Origin of the sequence: Pedococcus cremeus (genome assembly GCF_900111375.1) — a bacterium.
Classification (GTDB): domain Bacteria; phylum Actinomycetota; class Actinomycetes; order Actinomycetales; family Dermatophilaceae; genus Pedococcus_A; species Pedococcus_A cremeus.
Genome location: NZ_FOHB01000009.1, coordinates 18,420 through 38,421 on the forward strand (window position 1 = coordinate 18,420; position 20,002 = coordinate 38,421).

Here is a 20,002-nt window from a genome sequence, read left to right on the forward strand (position 1 = left end):
GCTCAGGCCTGCGCGGCGGCGCGCTCGGCCGCCTCCACCACGTTGGTGAGAAGCATGGCGCGGGTCATGGGCCCGACGCCGCCCGGGTTGGGGCTGACCCACGCGGCGACCTCGGCCACGGAGGGGTCGACGTCACCGGCCACCTTGGACGAGCCGTCCTCGGCGACGATGCGGCTGACGCCCACGTCGAGCACTGCGGCGCCCGGCTTGACCATGTCGGCCGTGATGAGGTTGGGGACCCCGGCCGCGGCCACCACGATGTCGGCGGAGCGGACCTCGGCGGCGAGGTCGCGGGTGCCGGTGTGGCACAGCACGACCGTGGCGTTCTCGCTGCGGCGCGTCAGCATCAGGCCCAGCGGGCGGCCCACGGTGATGCCACGCCCGACGACGGCCACCTTGGCGCCCGCGATCGGCACGTCGTGGCGCCGGAGCAGCTCGATGATGCCCTTCGGCGTGCACGGCAGCGGGGCAGCCTTCCCCAGGACGAGCCAGCCCAGGTTGGTCGGGTGCAGGCCGTCGACGTCCTTGACCGGGTCGACGGCCGAGAGGATGGCGAACTCGTCGAGGCCGGTGGGCTGCTGGACGAGGAAGCCGGTGCAGGCCGGGTCTGCGTTGAGCTCGGCGACGACGTCGAGCGCCTCCTGGAGCGTCGAGCCTGCAGGCAGGTCGCGGCGGATGCTCGTCACGCCGATCTCGGCGCAGTCGCGGTGCTTCGCGCCGACGTACCAGTGGCTGCCGGGGTCGTCGCCGACGAGGACGGTCCCGAGGCCCGGCACGACGCCGCGCTCCGCGAGCGCCGCCACCCGGCCCTTGAGCTCGTCCTTGATGGTCGCCAGGACCGCCTTGCCGTCGAGGATGCGCGCCGTCACGACTCCGTATCCTGCCACGCGCCGGGTGTCGCCCCGTGCTCGCACCACCATGCCGACCGGTGTGGTTCGCTGGCGCCATGCCACTGCCGACCGGTCCGCTCCCGACTGGGCTGCTGCTGGCCGCGGGCGCGGGACGCCGGATGGGACGGCCCAAGGCCCTGCTGCGGGGCGGCAGCCGCCACCAGGGCGAGCCCTGGGTCGTCAGGGGCGCCCGGGCACTGCACGACGGTGGCTGCCCGCGGGTGCTGGTCGTGGCCGGAGCCGAGTGGGAGGCGGTCTCGGACCTCGTCGCCCCGCTGCCCTGGGCCGACCTCGTCGTGGCCGAACGGTGGGTCGAGGGCATGGGCCCGTCGCTGGCCACCGGGCTCGAGGCCCTCGCCGGAACGGACACCACCTGTGCCGTGGTGGGCCTCGTCGACACGCCCGACGTCGGTCCGGCGGTGGTGCAGCGGGTGCTCGCGGAGGTGGGCACGGCGCCGGCGGCGCTGGGCCGCGCGGCATACCACGGGGTTCCCGGACACCCCGTGGTGCTGGGCCGCGAGCACTGGGCGGACGTCGCCGAGCAAGCGCGGGGTGACCGGGGTGCCCGCGCCTACCTCGCCGCCCACCCGCACCACCTCGTGGAGTGCGGTGACCTCGCGACCGGGGCCGACGTCGACACGGCCGACGCCCTCCCGGGCTAGCCGCCGGCCCGCGAGGCGAGCGCCCGAAGCGCCCCGGTGAAGCACTGCTCCGGGGGCGTGACGAGTCCGGCACCGACCTGGCCGGTGCCCGCCACGCGACCGGCCATGCCGGTGTTGATCTGGGGCAGGATGCCGGTGCGGGCGACCGCCGCGACGTCGATGCCGGTGGGCGTGCCGCGGAACTCGAGGATGGGCACCTGGTATGCCGTGTGCTCACCGACCGTGATCTCGTACATCGTCTGCGTGGCCCGCAGCGCGAACGGCACGTCGCCGCCGACGAAGCGGACGATGGCCGGCGCCGCCGCCATCGCGAAGCCGCCGATGCCCGCGGTCTCGGTGATCGCCGAGTCGCCGATGTCGGGGTTGGCGTCCTCCGGGCCGTAGGAGCCGAGGAAGAGGCCCTCGGGCGTGTTGGCCGGGCCGGTGAACCACTCGTCGCCGGTGCCGGAGACACGGATGCCGAAGTCGGTGCCGTTGCGCGCCATGGTGGTGACGACCGACGAGCCGGGGATGCCGTGCGCCGCCATGGTGGCGAGCTTGCAGGCCGGCATGCCGAGGTTGAGGAAGAAGTGCTCGTTGGCCCCGGAGAAGCGCACCGCCTCGGCGATGTCGTCGGAGGAGCCGTCGGCGGTGATGAGGGCCGGGAGCAGCTCGCGCAGCAGCATGAGGCTGCCCGCGCGGTTGCGGTTGTGCCCCTCGTCGCCCATCTGGAGCATCTGGGCGATGATCGCCTTGACGTCGATGGGCCCGGCCTTGCGCACGGCCTGCTGGAGCAGCGGGCCGAGCACCGAGTTCATCCAGTGCAGCCGGTCGACCACCTCGGGGCCGTAGGCGCCGTAGCGCAGCACCTTGCCCAGGCCCTCGTTGAGCGAGCACCACGAGGTGCCGTCGTGCGCCTCGTCGCGCAGCTCGTACATCCACATCGACGGCGAGACGACACCGGCCATCGGCCCCACGGCGTCACGGTGGTGGCACGGCTCGAGGGTGATGCCGTCGCCCTTGGCGAGCCTGGCCTCGGCCTCCTCGGCGGTGTCGGCCAGGCCCTCGAAGAGCATGGCGCCGATGAGGGCGCCCTTCAGCGGGCCGGACGCGCGCTCCCACTCGATCGGCGGGCCGGCGTGCAGGAAGGTGCCCTTCTCGAGGCCGAGGGCCTCGCTCGCCGGCCGCACGTCGACCAGGTCGGCGCCCGCGGCGGTCATGCGGCGGAACGCCTCGGCGTTCGCCTCCTCGCGCCGGGGGTCGGCGAGCACGACGGACAGGTCGGCGGACGTGCCGTCGAGCGGCGGCTGCCACGCGGTCTCGGTGACGGGGACGGCCTGCGAGCGCAGGGCGTCGGCGAAGAGCGAGACGCCGGCGGTGGCGACCGAGACGTCGGCGGACAGCAGGCCGCGCAGCGGGGTGGAGGTCATGTCAGTGCTCCTGGGCAGTCAGCAGGGACAGGGCGTGGCGGGTGGCCTGGGCGTTGGAGAGGAACACCGACGCCCCGGCCTGCTGGAGGGTCGTGGCGCAGCGCTCCAGGCCCTGCGGGTCGTTCTCGACCCCGGTGAGCGAGACGACGACGGGCAGGTCACGGCCGGCCTCCCGTGCCGTGGCGCGCGCCGCCCGGACCGCGTCGGCCAGCTCGTCGGCCGGGTCCTGGTGGGCGCCGTAGCCGAGCACGAGGTCGAGCAGCAGCACGCCGCAGGTCGGGTCCTTGGCCTCGGTGGCGATGCGCTCGAGGCGCAGTGACGGGTCGATCATCGGGTGGGCGCGCCCCTGGGTCATGCCGTCGTCGCCGAAGTCGATCACCACGTGGGAGTCGTGGCGCAGGTCGTCACCGAGGGCGAGCTCCGGTGACAGCGGGATGTTGGACCGTATGCCGCCGAGCTGCTCGCTCGCGATCAGCATCGCCTCGTCGGCGAGCGTCCCGCCGCAGAAGAGCCCGCGCAGCGCGCCGGCCGCGGCCGGCTCCTGGTCGGTGGTCCACGACGGCCACTCCGGCACCGGGTGGCCGTCGGCGCGCAGCGCCGCCTCGACCGCGGCGGTGAGGTCGGGGCGACCCGCTCCCAGCGTGGCCCAGTGGACCGGCACACCGAGCCCAGCGGCATACGACTGCATGTCGGCGAGCACCTCGGCGGCCGGCGGCTTGGAGACGACGACGACCGACGTGGTGGCCTCGTCGGCAGCGAGCGCCGCGAGCGCCTGGCGCGTGGAGCGGCCCTGCACCTGCGCGGACATGTCCCGACCTCCGACACCGAGGCAGTGGCTCATGCCCACCCCGGCGGCGTCGAGGAGGCACATCACCTGCTGGGCGCCGGTGCCCGACGCCGCGACGATGCCGACCGAGCCGGGGCGTACGGCGTTGGCGAAGCCGAGGGCCACGCCCCCGACCACGGCGGTGCCGCAGTCCGGGCCCATGACGAGCACGTCGGCCGCGGCCGCGGCGTCCTTGAGGCGGATCTCGTCGTCGACGGACACGTTGTCGGAGAACAGCATCACCGAGACACCGCGGTGGATGGCGTCGAGCGCCTCCACGGTGGCGTGCTGGCCCGGCACCGAGATGAGGGCGAGGTTGGCCTGCGAGGCGTCGATGGCGCCGCCGAGGGTGCGCCGGGGCGGGGCCTCGCCGAACCCGCCCGACTGCGCGCCGGCGTTCTTGAGGTCGGCGAGCGCCGACTCGAGCGCGGCACGGCCGGCCTCCATCGCCGCCTCGTCGCCGCGGATCGCGACGATGAGGTCGTTGGTGCCGGCGTCGTCGGGCACCGTGAAGCCCATGCCACGGATGACGTCGGTGTTGAGGTCGGTCGCCATGGCCACCTGGGCGGCCTCGACCCCGGGCGCGGACGCCACCGTGCGTGAGACCTGCATGAGGCTCACCGAGTCGTAGTAGGCGCCGCGGCGCAGCTCGACGTGGTCAGGCACGGCGGGCTCCTTCCGGTTGGGGGTGTGGGTGGTCGGACGAGGGGAGGCCGGTCCGGCAGAGCGCGTCGAGAGTGCCGGCCAGGCCCGCGAGCAGGTCCGCGCCCGAGCTGTGGCCGATCGCGAGGACGGACGGCATGGCGCTCGCGAGGGCGGCGGTGTCCGCGCGGACGGCGGACCCGACGGCGTCGACGACCTCGGGCACGGCATACCCGTCGATGGCCGCGAGGAGCAGGGACGCCGAGAGGCTCGTGGTCGCGCCCACGCCGCGGCGGACGGCCACCTCCAGCTGGCGGCCGGCCGGGACCGCCCCCGCGGCGCGCAGGCCGAGCAGCACGCCGCACAGGGCGTCGTCACCGCTGGGGGTGAGCCCGCGACCGGCGCCGACGAGACCGCCCACGAGGCGGGCCACCCGGCCCGTCCGGGCGAGCAGTGCTGCGGTGGCCACGTCGCGGGCCAGCTCACGCAGGACGGCCGCACCGGTGGCCGGCTCGAGCGCCGCCAGCGTGGCCTGCAGACCTGCAGCCTCGACGCGCTCCTGCACGACGGGCACCCGCGCCGGACGCCACGTGCGCACGGCGAGCAGGTCGGCACCGGGCAGGCGCACCCGCCCCTCCCCCACGACGACCTCGTCGCGCTGGTCCACGCGCCAGACCAGCTCCGCCGATGGCGTCGCCAGCCGCAGGCCGGTGGGCAGCCGCAGCGCATCGGCGGCCAGCACCGGGAGGACGTGGTCGTGTCCCTCCGGCAGCAGGAGGTAGAGGGCGGTCGGCAGGGCGGCCAGCACCCTGGCGGGACGCGGCGGTGCCTGGAGCGCGCGCGCCGTCAGCGGCGAGACGGCGGCGGGCCACCGCTCGGGCGTGCCTGCACGGGCCAACCTGGCAATCCTCACGGTCAGGGGGACAGTCATGGAACGAGACGCGATGACGAGGGTCGAGCGGCCGGGTGCCGGCGCTGAGGCCGACACCCGACCGGTGCAGGTGACGCTATCGACCCCGGCTACCCTTCCTTCATGGTGAAAGTTGCCAACGATGACGTTCGCATTGACGGCGACTTGACATCCTCCAGGGCCGACGCGGCGGTCTCCGGTGTGCCGCTGAGCACCGTCACCGAGCTGCCCGCCGCCCGCGGCGCCGTGGTGGTCGCCAGCAGCGGACAGCTCCAGGCCCCCGTCGTCCGCACCGTGGCGCTCGTCGACGCCCTCGACCACCTCGAGACCGGCGAGCCCCTGGGCCACCGGCTCGTCATCGCCCCGGCCGACGCGCTCGGCGACGCCCTCTCGACGCGGCCCGAGGTCGCCGAGCGGCTGGCCGGCGCCGGTGTGGCCGCGCTCGCCGTCACGGGTGTCTCGTCGGAAGAGGCGTCGTGGCGCGACGTCGTGGAGCAGGCCGGGATCCCCCTCCTGCTGCTGCCCGGGCCCACCTCCAGCGAGCAGCTCAACACCGAGGTCCTCGGCGCCATGCTCGACTACCAGACCTCGGTGCTCGACCGCCTCGAGGAGGTGCACCGCGTTCTGGTGCAGATCGTCCTGGCCGGCGGGTCGCTCGAGGACCTCTGCGAGCAGCTCGCCGGGTTCTTCGACGGCGCGGCCATGGTCACGACGACCGACGGGCGGGTGCTGGCCAGCGCCGGCGTGCACGGTGAGCTCGAGCACGCGCTCTCCCTCGACTGCTTCGACCGCACCGGCCGCCTCATCACCGAGAACGAGCCGGTCGGCATCCGCGCCCTGCGCGGCCCCGAGGCCCACCGCGCCGCCGTGCGCATCGTCGCCGGTGCGCTCGACCACGGCCTGCTGGTCGCCTTCTGCAGCCACCGGATGCTCACCGGGGACGACGTGCGTGTGCTGGAGCGGGCCGCCACCGTCGCCGCCCTGGCCGTCACCAAGGAGCAGGCGGTCTCCGCCGTCGAGAGCAAGTACCGCGCCGAGTTCCTCCGCGACGCCCTCGCCGGACGGGCCGGCTCCGTGGAGGAGGCCATCGCCCACGCCCGCTCGCTCGGCTGGGACATCGACCGCCCCATGGTGGTCGTCGTGGCCGAGACCGACGAGGACGACGCGCACACCACCCGCTCCCCGGAGGAGGTCCGTTCCCTCCAGCATCGCTTCGCCCGGGCCTGGACCCACGCGGTGGCGGTGCGCGACCCCGGCTGCCCCGTCATGGGCTTCAGCCAGGAGGTCGTCACCCTGCTGCCGGTCACCGACACGGCCGACACCGACAAGATCATGCGCACCGTCTCGGACGTCGCCCGGGTCGTGCGCGGCGACGGTGGCGGCGGCCGGCGCACGTTCTCCACCGGCGTCTCGCGGCCGATCACCTCGGTGGCGCAGCTGCCGCAGGCCTACGACGAGGCCCTGAACGCGGTGACCGTCGGGCGACAGATGCACGGCGACGGCGCGTTGACCCACTTCGACGGCCTCGGCATCTTCCGGCTGCTGGCGCTCATCCCCGACAGCAAGCACCTGCGCCGCTTCGTGGAGGAGTCGCTCGGCGAGCTCGCCACCGACGACTCCCCCGAGAACGCCGACCTGCGCCAGACGCTCAGCATCCTCATCGACACGAACATGAACGTCGCCGAGACGGCCCGGCTGCTCTTCTTCCACTACAACACGCTGCGCTACCGGATCGTGAAGCTGGAGAAGATGCTGGGCCCGTTCACCACCGACCCGCAGCTGCGGCTGACCCTCGCGCTGGCCCTGAAGGTGCACCAAATGCGCGGTATCTGAAGGTTGTTCGCTTCCCTTGTGTAACAAAGCGATACCTGACGAACGACACGCCATGCGCCAATCAACTATTGCCGAAACGAATCTCCCTGCCGGGCGCTAGTTTTCGCCTAATCCCTTCGGGGAGTGAGCCACGTCATACCGGATGGCGGGCCACAGTGAAGGAGCGGGCATGGCCTTGGGCTTGGGTTGGAAACTGCACGGGGACGGTCACAAGATGGGCCCCGACGACGTCGTCGCCCCCGACGAGCGTCTCTCCTGGGGCAAGACCGTGGGCCTCGGTGCCCAGCACGTCGTCGCCATGTTCGGCGCGACCTTCGTCTTCCCACTGATCATGGGCCTCAACGCCCAGCTCGCGATCATGATGAGCGGGATCGCCACCATCTGCTTCCTGCTGATCGTGCAGGGCAAGGTCCCCAGCTACCTCGGCACCTCGGCCGCGTTCGTCGGCGCGGTGGCAGCGATCCGCGCACAGGGCGGTGACTCCGCGACCGTCACCGGCGCCATCCTCGTGGCCGGCGCGGTGCTGGCCCTCGTCGGCGTGGCCATCCACTTCCTCGGCTCGACGGTGCTGCACAAGGTGCTGCCGCCCGTCGTGACCGGTGCCGTGGTCATGCTCATCGGCTTCAACCTCGCGCCCGTGGTCGCCAACATCTACTGGCCGCAGGACCAGTGGATCGCCCTGCTGGTCATGACGTTCACCATCATCTGCGCCGTGGCGTTCAAGGGCTTCGTCGGCCGCATCGCCGTCTTCCTCGCCCTGATCTTCGGCTTCGTGCTGTCGTGGGTCTTCGACAAGGTCTTCGGCCAGATCACCGCCTTCGACGCCGGCGCCGGCAAGGAGACCACCCACTGGCGCGTCAACCTCGGCGGCGTCTCGGACGCCTCGTGGTTCGGCTTCCCGCCGGCCTCGACGACCGGCGCCGACGGCAAGGAGATCGTCGGCATCCACGCCCCGACCTTCACCATGGCCGCGATCCTCCTGGTGCTGCCGGCCGTCATCGCCCTCATCGCGGAGAACACCGGCCACGTCAAGGCGGTCGCCGAGATGACCGGTCACAACCTCGACCCGATGATGGGCCGAGCCATCGCGGCCGACGGCGTGGGCACGATGCTCGCCAGCTCGGTCGGTGGCTCCCCCACCACCACCTACGCCGAGAACATCGGCGTCATGGCGGCCACCCGGGTCTACTCGACAGCGGCCTACTACGTCGCAGCCCTCGTCGCGATCCTCTTCGGCCTCTCGCCCAAGTTCGGGGCCCTGGTGGCCGCGACCCCGGGCGGTGTGCTCGGCGGCATCACCGTGGTGCTCTACGGCATGATCGGCCTGCTCGGTGCCAAGATCTGGAAGGAGAACGGGGTCGACTTCGGCAACCCGATCAACCTCGTCCCGGTCGCGGCCGGCATCGTCATCGGCATCGGTGGCGTGAACCTGAAGTTCACCCAGGACTTCACCCTCGGCGGCATCGCCCTCGGCACCATCGTGGCGATCGGCGCCTACCACCTGGCCCGCGCCCTCGCCCCGGAGGACCTGCGCCTGCGTGCCGACGGTCCGACGACGCTGATCACCACCACTGAGGCCAACTACGGCGACAGCGACGGCATCGACGACCTCTACCAGGACGAGCCGGGAGGCCGGGACCTGCGCCAGCACTGACGCGGCGACCAGCTCCGCACTCGGCCCCCGACCACACCACGGTCGGGGGCCGAGGCGGTTCCGAGGGCCGGTCGGCCGGCAGTGGCGGAGCCGGGCGACCGGCGGTGGCGGACACACGGCAAGAGTTGCCAAACGCCGCGTCGCACAACGAAGAAGATCACCTAGTCCCACCCGCACAAAACAGGCAGGATCAGTTCGGTGAAGCCCGCACCCTTCGTGCACCACGCACCCCGCTCCGTCGAGGAGGCCGTCGACGTCCTCGCGCAGGTCGGCCACGACGGCAAGGTCCTCGCCGGCGGCCAGAGCCTGATCCCGATCCTCAACATGCGGCTCGCCTCCCCCGGCCACCTGGTCGACATCAACCGCGTCGCCGGGCTCGACCGGGTCGAGGTCCGCGACGGTGACGTGCGGGTCGGTGCCCTCGTGCGGCACGCCGAGCTCGAGCACCACGAGGGCGCGTATGCCGCGCTGCCGCTGCTGCGCCAGGCGCTCGTCAACGTCGCCCACCCCGCCATCCGCAACCGCGGCACCACCGTGGGCTCGATCGCCCACGCCGACGCCGCCGGCGAGATGCCCGCGATCCTCGCGCTCACCGAGGGCGTGGTCGAGGCCGCCGGCCCGCGCGGCACTCGTGAGATCTCCCCCGCCGACTTCTTCCTCGGCGCCCTCGAGACCTGCCTCGCCGAGGACGAGCTGGCCGTCGCCGTCCGCTTCCCGCGCTTCTCCCCCGGCACCGCGACGGCGTTCGCCGAGTCCGCCCGCCGCCACGGCGACTACGCCATGGCAGGCGTCGCCGCCGCCGTCACCGTCGTTGACGGCGTCATCACCGATGCCCGCACCTCGTTCGTCTCCGTGACCGACGTGCCCTCGGTGCTCGACCTCACCGAGGTGCTCGGCGGCAGCGAGCCCGCCGACGCCGACTGGGCGGCCGCGGCCGAGGTCGTGCGCGGGCACGTGGAGCCCGAGGCCGACATCCACGCCACCGCCGACTACCGCCGCATGCTGGCCGGGGAGCTCGCCCGCCGAGTCCTGGCCCAGGCGGCGCAGAATGCAGCCACGACGAAGGGGTCGAGCCACTGATGACCGACATGACCACCGAGCAGCTCCTCGACGTCACCGTGAACGTCAACGGCGTGCCGCGCACCGCGTCGGTGCCCGCACGACGGCTGCTGTCGGACTTCCTGCGCCACGACCTGCAGCTCACCGGCACCCACGTCGGCTGCGAGCACGGCGTGTGCGGTGCGTGCACCGTGCTCGTCGACGGCAAGCCGATGCGCTCGTGCCTCATGTTCGCCGTGACCGCCCAGGACCACCGGGTCACCACGGTCGAGGGGCTCTGCGACGCCCCCGACGCCCGCCCGTGCGCCACCGGTGAGCGGATGAACCCGGTGCAGCAGGCGTTCGCCGAGTGCCACGGCCTGCAGTGCGGCTTCTGCACCCCCGGCTTCCTCACCACCGTCACCGCGTACCTCGAGGAGAACCCAGCCCCCACGCAGGACGAGGCGCGCGAGGCGATCTCGGGCAACCTCTGCCGCTGCACGGGGTACCAGAACATCGTGAAGTCGGTGCTGCGCGCCGCCGAGATCCGCACCGAGCGGCTCGGCGAGGACGGCGGCGAGGCGGGGTATGCCGCGGCGCCGGCCGCGCGGCATACCTCCTCCTCCGCGAACGGCGGGGAGCGCGCATGACGACCCAGATGTTCGGTGCACCCATCAGGCGCAAGGAGGACCCGCGGCTCCTCACCGGCGGCGGCCGCTACCTCGACGACCTCGGGCAGCACGCGCTCGCGGCGGCCTTCGTGCGCAGCCCGCACGCCCACGCCCGCATCACCGACATCGACGTCACCGACGCGGTCGACGTCGGGGGCATCGTCGCGATCTACACGTGGGAGGACCTGCCCGGCAAGGTCGCCGAGCCGCTCCCCCTGCTCATCCCGCACCCGACGCTGACCCACGGCCGCACCGGCTACGCCCTCGCGAGGGACGAGGTCAACCACGTCGGCGAGCCGGTCGTCATGGTCGTCGCCACCGACCGCTACCTCGCCGAGGACGCCTGCCAGCGCATCCGCGTCGACTACGAGCTGCTGCCCGTCGTCGTCGGCATCGAGAACGCCCGCGACGGCGCGCACCTCGTGCACGAGGACGCCCCCGGCAACGTGGCCGCGCACATGGTGCAGGAGACCGGTGACGTGGAGGCGGCGCTGGCCACGGCGCCGCACACCCTGACCCTCGACCTGGCCATCGAGCGCAGCGCCTGCATGCCCATGGAGGGCAAGGGTGTCTACGCGCGGTGGAACGACGAGGACGGCGAGCTGCGCATCTACTCCTCGACGCAGACCAGCACCGGCGTGCGGGCGGCCGTCGCCGCCAAGCTCGAGCTGCCGCTCGCCAAGGTCGAGTGCATCGCCCCCGACGTGGGCGGCGGCTTCGGCGTGAAGATCATGCACCCGTGGCCCGAGGAGGTGCTCGTCCCCTGGGCCGCCCGCCTGCTCAAGCGCGAGGTGAAGTGGGCCGAGGACCGCCGCGAGCACTTCATCTCCTCGGCCCACGAGCGCGGCCAGCTCCAGAAGGTCACCGTCGGCTTCGACGACGAGGGCCGCGTGCTCGGCCTCGACGTGAAGTTCTGGCACGACAACGGCGCCTACACGCCCTACGGCATCATCGTGCCGATCATCACCTCGACCCAGCTGCTCGGCCCCTACAAGCCCGGCGCCTACCGCTGCGAGTTCTGGTCGCTCTACACGAACACCGTTCTCGTCACTCCCTATCGCGGCGCCGGCCGGCCCCAGGGCGTCTTCGCGATGGAGCGCACCATGGACGCCATCGCCGACTACCTCGACCTCGACCGGGCCGAGGTGCGCTCGCGCAACTTCATCCTCCCCGAGGAGATGCCCTACGACCACGGGCTGCTCTTCCAGGACGGCCGGCCGCTGAAGTACGACAGCGGCGACTTCCCCGCCTCGCTCGACAAGCTCAAGAAGCTCGTCGGCTGGGACGACTTCGAGGCCTACCGCGCGGAGGCGGAGGCCGAGGGCCGCAAGGTCGGCCTCGGCATCGGCTGCTACGTCGAGGGCACCGGCGTCGGCCCCTACGAGGGCGGCCACATCACCATCGAGACCTCCGGCCGCGTCAACGTCGCGACCGGCCTGACCACCCAGGGCCAGGGACACCAGACGGCCTTCGCGCAGATCGTCGCGCAGGAGCTCGGCGTCCCGATCGAGGACGTGCACGTCACCACCGGTGACACCCGCAAGATGCCGTATGCCGTGGGGACGTTCGCCTCCCGGGCCGCGGTCATGAGCGGCAACGCCATCGCCCTGGCCACCCGCAACGTCAAGGCAAAGGCCCTGCGGATCGCCGCGGACGCGCTCGAGGTGTCCGAGGACGACCTCGAGATCGTCGACGGCGTGGTGCAGGTCAAGGGCGCCCCGACCACGTCGATGCCGCTGGGAACGGTTGCGGTGCTGTCGAACCCGCTGCGCTACGCCTTCGACGACGCGGCCAAGGCGGCCACCCAGTTCGCCGGCACCTTCGACCCCGACAAGCCGCCGGTGGCCGACGACGAGGAACCCGGACTCGAGGGGCGCGACTTCTACTCCCCCACCCAGGCGACCTTCGCCAACGGCATGCACGCGGCGATCGTCGAGACCGACCCGGTCACCGCCGAGATCAGGATCCTGCGCTACTGCGTGATCCACGACTGCGGCACGATGATCAACCCCATGATCGTCGAGGGCCAGGTGCACGGCGGCGTCGCGCAAGGCGTCGGGGGCGCGCTCTACGAGCGGATGGCCTACGACGAGTCGGGCCAGCTGCTCAACGCCTCGTTCATGGACTTTCTCATGCCGTACGCCTCGGAGGTGCCGCACATCGAGGCCGACCACCTCGAGACGCCGTCGCCGCTGAACCCGTTGGGCATCAAGGGTGCCGGCGAGGCCGGGTGCATCCCGGTGTCGGCCGTCATCGCCTCCGCGATCGAGGACGCCGAGGGCTTCCCGATCACCTCCATGCCCATCTCGCCCGTCGAGCTGTGGGAGCTGCGCCAGCGCCACGAGACCGGCGAGCTGCCCTCACTCCGTCACCACCACGGTCAACACCAGACTGCTGCTGCCCCGTCACGAGACCAGGAGCCCACCGCATGAAGATCGCCGGCAACGCCACCCTCGCAGCTCCCCCGGAGCGGGTCTGGGACGCCTTCCACGACCCCGAGTCGCTGGCCCGCTGCCTGCCCGGCTGCAACACCCTCACCGAGATCGGCCCGCACCAGTACGCCATGAGCATCACCGCCGGCGTCGCGGCCATCAAGGGCACCTACGACGGTCAGGTGCACCTGACCGAGCAGGCGCACCCGGAGGCGTTCACCCTCAAGGCCAAGGGATCCGGCGCGCCGGGCACCGTCGACGCCGACGTCAAGGTGCGCCTGTCGCCCGACGGCAACGGCGGCACCAACCTCACCTACGAGGCCGACGCGGCCGTCGGTGGCGCCATCGGCGGCGTCGGCCAGCGCATGCTCGCCGGTGTCAGCAAGAAGATGGCCGGCCAGTTCTTCACCGCGGTCGACCAGGACATCGCGGGCGTCCGCAAGGCCGTGCCCGCTCTGCCGGCCGCGCCGGCCCTGCCCGCGATCGGGGCCGCGCCCTCCGTCGCCGCCCCGGGGGCGCCTGCCGTGTATGCCGGGTCGCCGGCCGGGGTGCCCCTCGGCTCCGACCAGCGGTTCGCCCTCGGCGTCGGCCTCGGTGCCCTCGTCGCCCTCGCCGGCGTGCTCGTCGGCGCCATCCTGGGACGGCGAGGCTGATGCGCGCCTTCACCGCCGCCGCCGTCCAGATCGCCCCGGTCACCGGGCCGCTCTCGCCCGAGGTCGTGCGCAAGAACCTCGACAAGTGCGTCGACTTCACCCGCCGCTGCGTGGCCGACACCGGCGCCGAGCTGGTCGTGCTGCCGGAGTCGGCCACCACCGGCTTCACGCCCGACTGCTCCACCGAGGAGCTGTGGGACCTCGTCTCCGAGCTGCCCGGCCCGGTGGTCGAGCCCATCCAGGACGTCGCCCGTGAGCTCGGCGTGCACGTGTGCGTGGGCACCTACGAGCGCGGTCCCGAGCGCGGGATCGTCTACAACAGCTCGGTGCTCATCGACCCGACGGGCGAGGTGCTGGGCATCTACCGCAAGACGCATCCGTTCTGCACCGAGCACGTCGACGGCGGTGGCTGGGTCACCCCGGGCGACACGGTGGCGGTCTGCGACACCGAGCTCGGCCGCATCGGCATGATCATCTGCTTCGACGGCGACTACCCCGAGCTGTCGCGCATCCAGGCGGTGCAGGGCGCGGAGGTCATCCTGCGTCCCTCGGCCCTGCTGCGGAGCGCCGACGTCTGGGAGCTCACCTCGCGGGCCCGCGCCTACGACAACCACGTCTTCGTCGTCGGCGCCAACGCCACCGGAACCGACGCGGCCGGCGTGCTCTACTTCGGCAACAGCCACATCGTCACGCCGATCGGGCACATCGTCGCGAAGGCCGCCAGCCACGAGGGCTGGGTCTCCGCCCGCCTCGACCCGGCCGAGGGGCTGAAGTCGCTGACGCCCGGCTCGAACATCCGCCAAGGCTTCGACCACCTGCGTGACCGCAACCTCGACCTCATCCGCAAGCACCGCGCCGACCTCGAGCGTCCCGCGGAGTCCCCCTTCGAGCACTGACGCGGCCCACCCGCTTCCCACTTCTGGCCACTGGCACGGCATACCAGCGCGAAATCGCGCGGTGACGCCGAGCCGGTGGCCAGAAGTGCGAGTGGGGGCGCGGTGGTGAGGCATTGCGGCATACCGGGGATCCGTTGGCAGGTTGTGCCAACGAAACGGACGCGCTGCGCGGGTTGAATCGTCGCGAGCGAGAACACCCGCCGACCAGCCCCGCGAGAGCCCTGCCAGACCCCTGCCAGAGCCCTGCCAGACCCCCTCGGCTGGTCCACCAGACCCACCTGACACACAGGAGCGCGTATGTCCGCAGCGCCGACGCAGCCACGCCGCATCCGCATCGGCATCGACACCGGTGGCACGTTCACCGACGTCGTGGCCTTCGATGAGGACTCCGGCGAGCTGATCACCACCAAGACCCCGTCCACGCCCTCGAACCCGGCGGACGGCTTCATCAACGGCGTGCACAAGGTGCTCGACCTGCTCGGCGCGACCGGCGCCGACGTCACCGCCGTCTGCCACGGCACCACGGTCGCGACCAACAAGCTCCTCGAGGGCAAGGTCGAGCAGCTCGGCTTCATCACCAGCGAGGGCTACGAGTTCATGCTCGAGATCGCCCGCCAGGCCGTGCCGGACGGCTACGGCAACTCCTACTTCTGGGTCAAGCCGCCCCGCATCGTCCCCGCCGACTACGTCAAGACCGTGGGTGGCCGTCTCGACTTCGAGGGCAACGAGCTGCGCCCGTTCGACGAGGAGCAGGCCGTCGCCGCCGCGCGCTGGTTCAAGGACCACGGCATCACCACGATCGGCGTCTGCTTCCTGCACTCCTACGCGAACGACGGGCACGAGCTGCGGATGCGCGAGATCCTGCGCCGCGAGCACCCCGACGCCGTCGTCTCCATCTCCTCGGAGGTCCTGCGCGAGTACCGCGAGTACGAGCGCTCCATGACGACCCTGGTTGACGCTGCGGTGAAGCCGAACGTCTCCCGCTACGTCACCAACATCCACACGCGCCTCGACGACTTCACCGGCGCCACCGACAGTGGTCGCGAGCGGATCCCCTTCTACATCATGAAGTCCAACGGGGGCGTGCTCTCCGCCGACGAGGTCGTGCACCAGCCCATCACGACCGTGCTGTCCGGGCCGGCCGCCGGGGCCCTCGGCGCCGGCCTGATCGCCAGGAAGGCCGGCTTCGACAAGGTGCTCACCTGCGACGGCGGCGGCACCTCCACCGACGTCTCGGTCGTGCTCGCCGGCGAGCCCACCCTGACCACCGAGGGCACGGTCGGCGCCTACCCGAGCAAGATCCCGATGATCGACGTCGTCACCGTCGGCGCCGGCGGCGGCTCCATCGCGTGGATCACGCCCGAGGGCACCCTCAAGGTCGGCCCGCAGTCGGCCGGCGCCGACCCCGGCCCGCTCTGCTACGCCAAGGGCGGCACCGAGCCGACCATCACCGACGCGCACGTCGTGCTCGGCCGGATCCCCCCGCACCTGCTCGGTGGCGAGATCCCCCTCGACACCGAGGCGGCCAAGGCCGGCATCGACGCCCTCGCGGCGAAGCTGGGCATCGACCCCGACCGCTGCGCCACCGGCATCCTCGAGATCTCGGCGTGGAACCAGGCCAACGCGCTGCGCCAGGTCAGCGTCAAGCGCGGCCTCGACGTCCGTGACTTCATGCTGGCGACCTTCGGCGGCTCCGGCTCGCTGCTGGCCTGCCGCCTGGTCGACATCCTCGACCTCGCCGGCGTGGTCGTGCCGCAGAACCCGGGCAACGTCTCGGCCTTCGGCCTGCTCACCGTCGACGTGAAGAACGACTACGTGCAGACGTCCGTGTCCAAGCACGCGAACCTCGACCACGCCGCGGTGCAGAAGACCTTCGACGAGCTGACCGACAAGGCCGCGAAGGCCCTTGACGCGGAGGGCTTCTCGCGCGACCAGCACCGCTACACCCGCACCGTCGACCTGCGCTACTTCGGCCAGGCCTTCGAGGTCCGGGTCACCGCGCCGGAGGGGCACGCTGGACAGCCGATCGATGCAGCGTATGCCGACCTCGTGGCTGACGCGTTCCACGCCGAGCACCGTGCGCTGTACGGCTACGACTTCAAGGGCGACCCGCAGCAGCAGGTCGAGTGGGTCAACCTGCGCGTCACCGGTGTCGGGCCGATCACCCGGCCCGAGCTGCGCGAGATCGGCGACAACACGGGCCAGGCCGGCGTGACCGAGCGGGCCCGCACGTCCACCCGTTCGGTGTGCTTCGACGCCGACCAGGGCTACGTCGACACCGACGTCTACTGGCGCCCGAACCTGCGCGCCGGCGACGTCCTCTCCGGACCAGCCATCGTCGAGGAGTTCGGCTCGACCGTGCCCGTCCACCCCGGCTTCACCGTTCGCGTCGACGCGATCGGCAACCTCGTCATCACGAAGGAGGCCTGAGCGCCATGAGCACCACCGCCACCACCGCCGACCTGGCGGCGATCGTCGCCGCGAAGCCGGCGAACCCGGCCGGCCTGCCCACGGCATACGAGCACGGCAACCGGCTGACCGCCGAGGGCACCTCCGTCGACCCGATCATCATCGAGATCGTCGAGGGCACCCTGGCCAGCGTGGAGATGGAGGTCGAGACCGCCATCGCCCGCACCAGCCGCTCCCCCATGATCCGTGACGCCCACGACTTCCGGGCCGGCATCCACGACCGCCAGCTGCGCAAGCTCACCGGCCGCTCCTACTCGGCGCTCGTGCACCCCATCGTGCGCGACTTCCCGCTCGAGGAGATGCAGGAGGGCGACGTCTTCTTCCACAACGACGTCTACGAGTCCGAGGGCGGCATCGGCCACCTGCCCGACCTGTGCGTCACCGTGCCGGTGTTCCACGAGGGCGAGGTCGTCGCGTTCGTGCAGGCGTTCGGCCACCACGACGACATCGGTGGCGCGTGCCCCGGCTCGATGCCCTCGGGCGCCCAGAGCGTCTACGAGGAGGGCCTGGCCGTCCCGCCGATCAAGCTGTGGGAGGCGGGCAGGCCGAACCAGGGCGCGCTGCGGATCATGACCCGCAACTCGCGCATGCCCGACAGCCTCGCCGCCGACCTCGACGCCGAGTGCTCCGCCTGCCTCATGGGTGCGCGCCGCCTCTCGGAGCTGTTCGGCCGCTACGGCCGCGAGACGGTCGAGGCCGCCTTCGACGGCATCCTCGACAAGACGACCGAGACCTACCGCCGAGAGATCCTGTCCAAGATCCCCGACGGCACCTACGTCTGGGAGGACTACGCCGAGCACGACGGTGTCGACGAGCCGATGCTGCACACCCAGCGGATCACGCTGACCAAGGTGAGCGACGCGCCGGCCGACCCGGAGAACGGCCGCCCGGCCGGACCGCGCCTGATCATCGACTTCACCGGCACGGCCCCGCAGGCCAAGGGCCCGATCAACCACTGCGGCGACTACGTCGGCGGCAACTTCCTCAAGAAGTGGCTCGCACCGATCCTGCGCAACCTGGCCGACACCCCGGAGCGGATGGCCGAGCTCGACGTCAACGAGGGCATCGTGCCGCTCATCGAGATGCGGTTCCCGGAGAAGGGCACCCTGCTGACGCCGGTCTTCCCGGCGCCGACCAACGCCCGCACGTTCGTCATCCTGCGCCTGCTCGGCGTGCTGGCCGGTGTGGTGGCCAAGGCCGTCGACGGCAAGATGCCGGCCGACCAGGAGACGATCCGCTACACCGGCGTCTACGGCAAGGACCGCGACGGCAACGACTACCTCATGCGTGAGGTGCTCGGCGGCGGCTCGGGTGGCCGTTACTACGCCGACGGCGAGGACACCATCCACGTGGTGCCGGACAGCCGAAACCTGCCGACCGAGTTCACCGAGTCCCGCTTCCCGTTCATCGTCGAGCGGCTCGGCCTCGCGGTCGACTCCGGCGGCGCCGGCCGCTACCGCGGCGGCCTGGGCTACGAGAAGCAGATCCGGATGCTCAAGGACGCCAACTTCATGTCCATCGCCGACCGCTCGATCCTCGCCTGCTGGGGCGTCAAGGGCGGCAAGGCCGGCCGCCCGTTCGAGGTCACCATCGACCTCGGTGGCCCGCAGGAGCGCGAGGTCGACGCCCTGGCCGACGCCGAGCCCGTCAAGGCCGGCCAGGTCATCCGCATCCGCACCACCGGTGGCGGCGGCTGGGGCGACCCGCTGGAGCGTCCCTACGACGAGGTGGAGCGCGACCTGCGCTGGGGCAAGGTCTCCTTCGAGGGCGCGCGCCGCGACTACGGCGTGGTGGCCTCGGGCACCAAGGACGACCCGGTCGTCGACGTCAAGGCGTCCGACGCGCTGCGCGAGCAGCTGCGCGCCGAGCGGCCCCAGGAGCCCTTCTTCGACCGCGGCCCGGGCTACGCCCGCCTGGCCGAGGGCAAGACGGCGGCTGATGTCGACTGGCTCTGACGAGCAGGTGACCCGGGAGAGCCCCGCACGGCGGGTGCTCGTCATGGGCGCGTCCGGCAAGACCGGACGCGCCCTGACGGGCGCCCTTGCCGCGCGGGGCTTCCGCGTGCGGGCCGCCGTGCGCTCCCCCGCCTCCACCGAGACCGTGTATGCCGCGGGCGCCAGTGAGGTTGCCGTGCTCGACCTGGTGACCGGAGCCGGCCTGGACGAAGCCGTGTCCGGCGCCTGGGGCGTCTACCACCTGGCGCCGAACGTCCACCCCGGCGAGGTCGACATGGCTCGCCTCGTCGTGGGCGCCGCCGCCCGCCACGGCGTGCAGCGGCTGGTCTTCCACTCGGTGCTGCACCCCGACGACGCGTCGATGCCGCACCACCTGCGCAAGGCGCAGGCGGAGGAGGTGGTGCGTGCGGGAGGCGTGCCGTGGACGGTGCTGCGCCCCGCGGCATACCACCAGAACCTCCTGCCGGCGGCGCTGGCCGGCGAGCTGGCGGTGCCCTACTCCCTCGACGCACCCTTCTCCAACGTCGACCTCGGCGACGTCGCGCGGGTGGCGGTCACCGTGCTGGCGGACCCTGGGCACGAGGGCGAGGTCTACGACCTCGCCGGCCCGGAGGTGCTCAGCGTGCGACAGATGGCGGCTCAGGCGAGCGCGGTGCTCGGGCTACGCGTGACCGCCGTCCAGACCGACCGGCGCGAGTGGGAGGACGGCCCGGGTGCGGCCCTGCCCGAGGGTGCCAGACGGGACCTGCTGACCATGTTCGAGTCCTACGACCGGGGCGGGCTCGTCGGTGGCTCGGCGTGGCTGTGGGCACGCCTGGCCCACCTGCCTACCACGTGGGCCGAGGCCGTCGCAGCCGCTCGAAACATGCCGTAACGCACCCGTAACCGCGCGGACCGGCATGTGGGACAAGGTGTTTCACGCTGGGGAAAAGGCACAACGGCTCCGGGTGGCCCATGTCACATATTGACGACGTACCGCCTCTACTCCACTGGCACGCTCCTCGCAACACCAACGGGCCGGCGCCTTTGCCGGCCCCCTGCCGGCAAAGGCGCCGGCGCACC

Annotated in this window: 15 protein-coding genes; 11 read left to right on the forward strand and 4 right to left on the reverse strand. The window is 72.2% G+C overall.

Annotated features, from left to right (window positions below; translation table 11 throughout):
* Positions 1-2: 2 nt before the first annotated feature.
* Positions 3-869, reverse strand: coding sequence for a bifunctional methylenetetrahydrofolate dehydrogenase/methenyltetrahydrofolate cyclohydrolase (locus BMW78_RS16545; RefSeq protein ID WP_091762017.1), 867 nt, complete (start codon positions 867-869; stop codon positions 3-5).
* A gap of 77 nt (positions 870-946) precedes the next feature.
* Here BMW78_RS16545 and BMW78_RS16550 point away from each other — a divergent pair, with 77 nt between their 5' ends.
* Positions 947-1,552, forward strand: coding sequence for a nucleotidyltransferase family protein (locus tag BMW78_RS16550; RefSeq protein ID WP_091762269.1), 606 nt, complete (start codon positions 947-949; stop codon positions 1,550-1,552).
* Here BMW78_RS16550 and BMW78_RS21235 read toward each other — a convergent pair.
* From BMW78_RS21235 to BMW78_RS16565, 3 genes are read right to left on the reverse strand one after another with little or no spacing between them, the layout of a single operon-like run.
* On the reverse strand, positions 1,549-2,961 hold the full coding sequence (locus tag BMW78_RS21235) for a YlbE family protein (RefSeq protein WP_091762019.1): 1,413 nt from the start codon (positions 2,959-2,961) through the stop codon (positions 1,549-1,551). The genes BMW78_RS16550 and BMW78_RS21235 overlap by 4 nt on opposite strands.
* A 1-nt stretch (position 2,962) precedes the next feature.
* A complete protein-coding gene (locus BMW78_RS21240) occupies positions 2,963-4,453 on the reverse strand; it encodes an AllF/FdrA family protein (RefSeq protein ID WP_245735920.1) in 1,491 nt (496 codons plus the stop codon).
* Complete coding sequence (locus tag BMW78_RS16565) at positions 4,446-5,327, reverse strand: oxamate carbamoyltransferase subunit AllH family protein (protein ID WP_091762021.1); 882 nt, start codon at positions 5,325-5,327, stop codon at positions 4,446-4,448. Before BMW78_RS16565 ends, BMW78_RS21240 begins: the two co-directional genes overlap by 8 nt.
* A 177-nt stretch (positions 5,328-5,504) precedes the next feature.
* Here BMW78_RS16565 and BMW78_RS16570 point away from each other — a divergent pair, with 177 nt between their 5' ends.
* The 10 genes from BMW78_RS16570 to BMW78_RS16615 all read left to right on the forward strand — a co-directional run bounded on the left by BMW78_RS16570 (position 5,505) and on the right by BMW78_RS16615 (position 19,814).
* Positions 5,505-7,172, forward strand: coding sequence for a PucR family transcriptional regulator (locus BMW78_RS16570; protein WP_245735921.1), 1,668 nt, complete (start codon positions 5,505-5,507; stop codon positions 7,170-7,172).
* 214 nt (positions 7,173-7,386) lie between these two features.
* Entirely contained in the window at positions 7,387-8,826 is a 1,440-nt protein-coding gene (locus BMW78_RS16575) for a uracil-xanthine permease family protein (RefSeq protein WP_245735922.1), read from the forward strand.
* Between the two features lie 198 nt (positions 8,827-9,024).
* Complete coding sequence (locus tag BMW78_RS16580; RefSeq protein ID WP_091762025.1) at positions 9,025-9,906, forward strand: FAD binding domain-containing protein; 882 nt, start codon at positions 9,025-9,027, stop codon at positions 9,904-9,906.
* The gene (locus BMW78_RS16585; protein WP_091762027.1) at positions 9,906-10,514 is read left to right on the forward strand and encodes a (2Fe-2S)-binding protein; all 609 of its coding nucleotides are present in this window, start codon (positions 9,906-9,908) and stop codon (positions 10,512-10,514) included. Before BMW78_RS16580 ends, BMW78_RS16585 begins: the two co-directional genes overlap by 1 nt.
* Complete coding sequence (cutA, locus tag BMW78_RS16590; RefSeq protein WP_091762029.1) at positions 10,511-12,967, forward strand: aerobic carbon-monoxide dehydrogenase large subunit; 2,457 nt, start codon at positions 10,511-10,513, stop codon at positions 12,965-12,967. The genes BMW78_RS16585 and cutA overlap by 4 nt, the downstream gene beginning before the upstream one ends.
* A complete protein-coding gene (locus tag BMW78_RS16595) occupies positions 12,964-13,620 on the forward strand; it encodes an SRPBCC family protein (protein WP_091762031.1) in 657 nt (218 codons plus the stop codon). Before cutA ends, BMW78_RS16595 begins: the two co-directional genes overlap by 4 nt.
* The gene (locus tag BMW78_RS16600) at positions 13,620-14,516 is read left to right on the forward strand and encodes a carbon-nitrogen hydrolase family protein (protein WP_091762032.1); all 897 of its coding nucleotides are present in this window, start codon (positions 13,620-13,622) and stop codon (positions 14,514-14,516) included. Before BMW78_RS16595 ends, BMW78_RS16600 begins: the two co-directional genes overlap by 1 nt.
* A 297-nt stretch (positions 14,517-14,813) precedes the next feature.
* A complete protein-coding gene (locus tag BMW78_RS16605) occupies positions 14,814-16,946 on the forward strand; it encodes a hydantoinase/oxoprolinase family protein (protein ID WP_091762034.1) in 2,133 nt (710 codons plus the stop codon).
* Between the two features lie 5 nt (positions 16,947-16,951).
* Positions 16,952-18,940 carry a hydantoinase B/oxoprolinase family protein gene (locus BMW78_RS16610; RefSeq protein ID WP_091762036.1) on the forward strand — a complete coding sequence of 663 codons (1,989 nt, stop codon included), beginning with the start codon at positions 16,952-16,954 and terminating at the stop codon, positions 18,938-18,940.
* Positions 18,924-19,814, forward strand: coding sequence for an SDR family oxidoreductase (locus tag BMW78_RS16615; protein ID WP_091762038.1), 891 nt, complete (start codon positions 18,924-18,926; stop codon positions 19,812-19,814). The genes BMW78_RS16610 and BMW78_RS16615 overlap by 17 nt, the downstream gene beginning before the upstream one ends.
* Positions 19,815-20,002 lie beyond the last annotated feature (188 nt).

Coding starts and splice junctions, on each gene's coding strand:
- BMW78_RS16610 (WP_091762036.1), top strand. CDS start 16,952: ATGAGCACCACCGCCACCACCGCCGACCTGGCGGCGATCGTCGCCGCG.
- BMW78_RS16585 (WP_091762027.1), top strand. CDS start 9,906: ATGACCGACATGACCACCGAGCAGCTCCTCGACGTCACCGTGAACGTC.
- cutA (WP_091762029.1), top strand. CDS start 10,511: ATGACGACCCAGATGTTCGGTGCACCCATCAGGCGCAAGGAGGACCCG.
- BMW78_RS16595 (WP_091762031.1), top strand. CDS start 12,964: ATGAAGATCGCCGGCAACGCCACCCTCGCAGCTCCCCCGGAGCGGGTC.
- BMW78_RS16605 (WP_091762034.1), top strand. CDS start 14,814: ATGTCCGCAGCGCCGACGCAGCCACGCCGCATCCGCATCGGCATCGAC.
- BMW78_RS16550 (WP_091762269.1), top strand. CDS start 947: ATGCCACTGCCGACCGGTCCGCTCCCGACTGGGCTGCTGCTGGCCGCG.
- BMW78_RS21235 (WP_091762019.1), bottom strand. CDS start 2,961: ATGACCTCCACCCCGCTGCGCGGCCTGCTGTCCGCCGACGTCTCGGTC.
- BMW78_RS16575 (WP_245735922.1), top strand. CDS start 7,387: ATGGGCCCCGACGACGTCGTCGCCCCCGACGAGCGTCTCTCCTGGGGC.
- BMW78_RS16600 (WP_091762032.1), top strand. CDS start 13,620: ATGCGCGCCTTCACCGCCGCCGCCGTCCAGATCGCCCCGGTCACCGGG.
- BMW78_RS16615 (WP_091762038.1), top strand. CDS start 18,924: ATGTCGACTGGCTCTGACGAGCAGGTGACCCGGGAGAGCCCCGCACGG.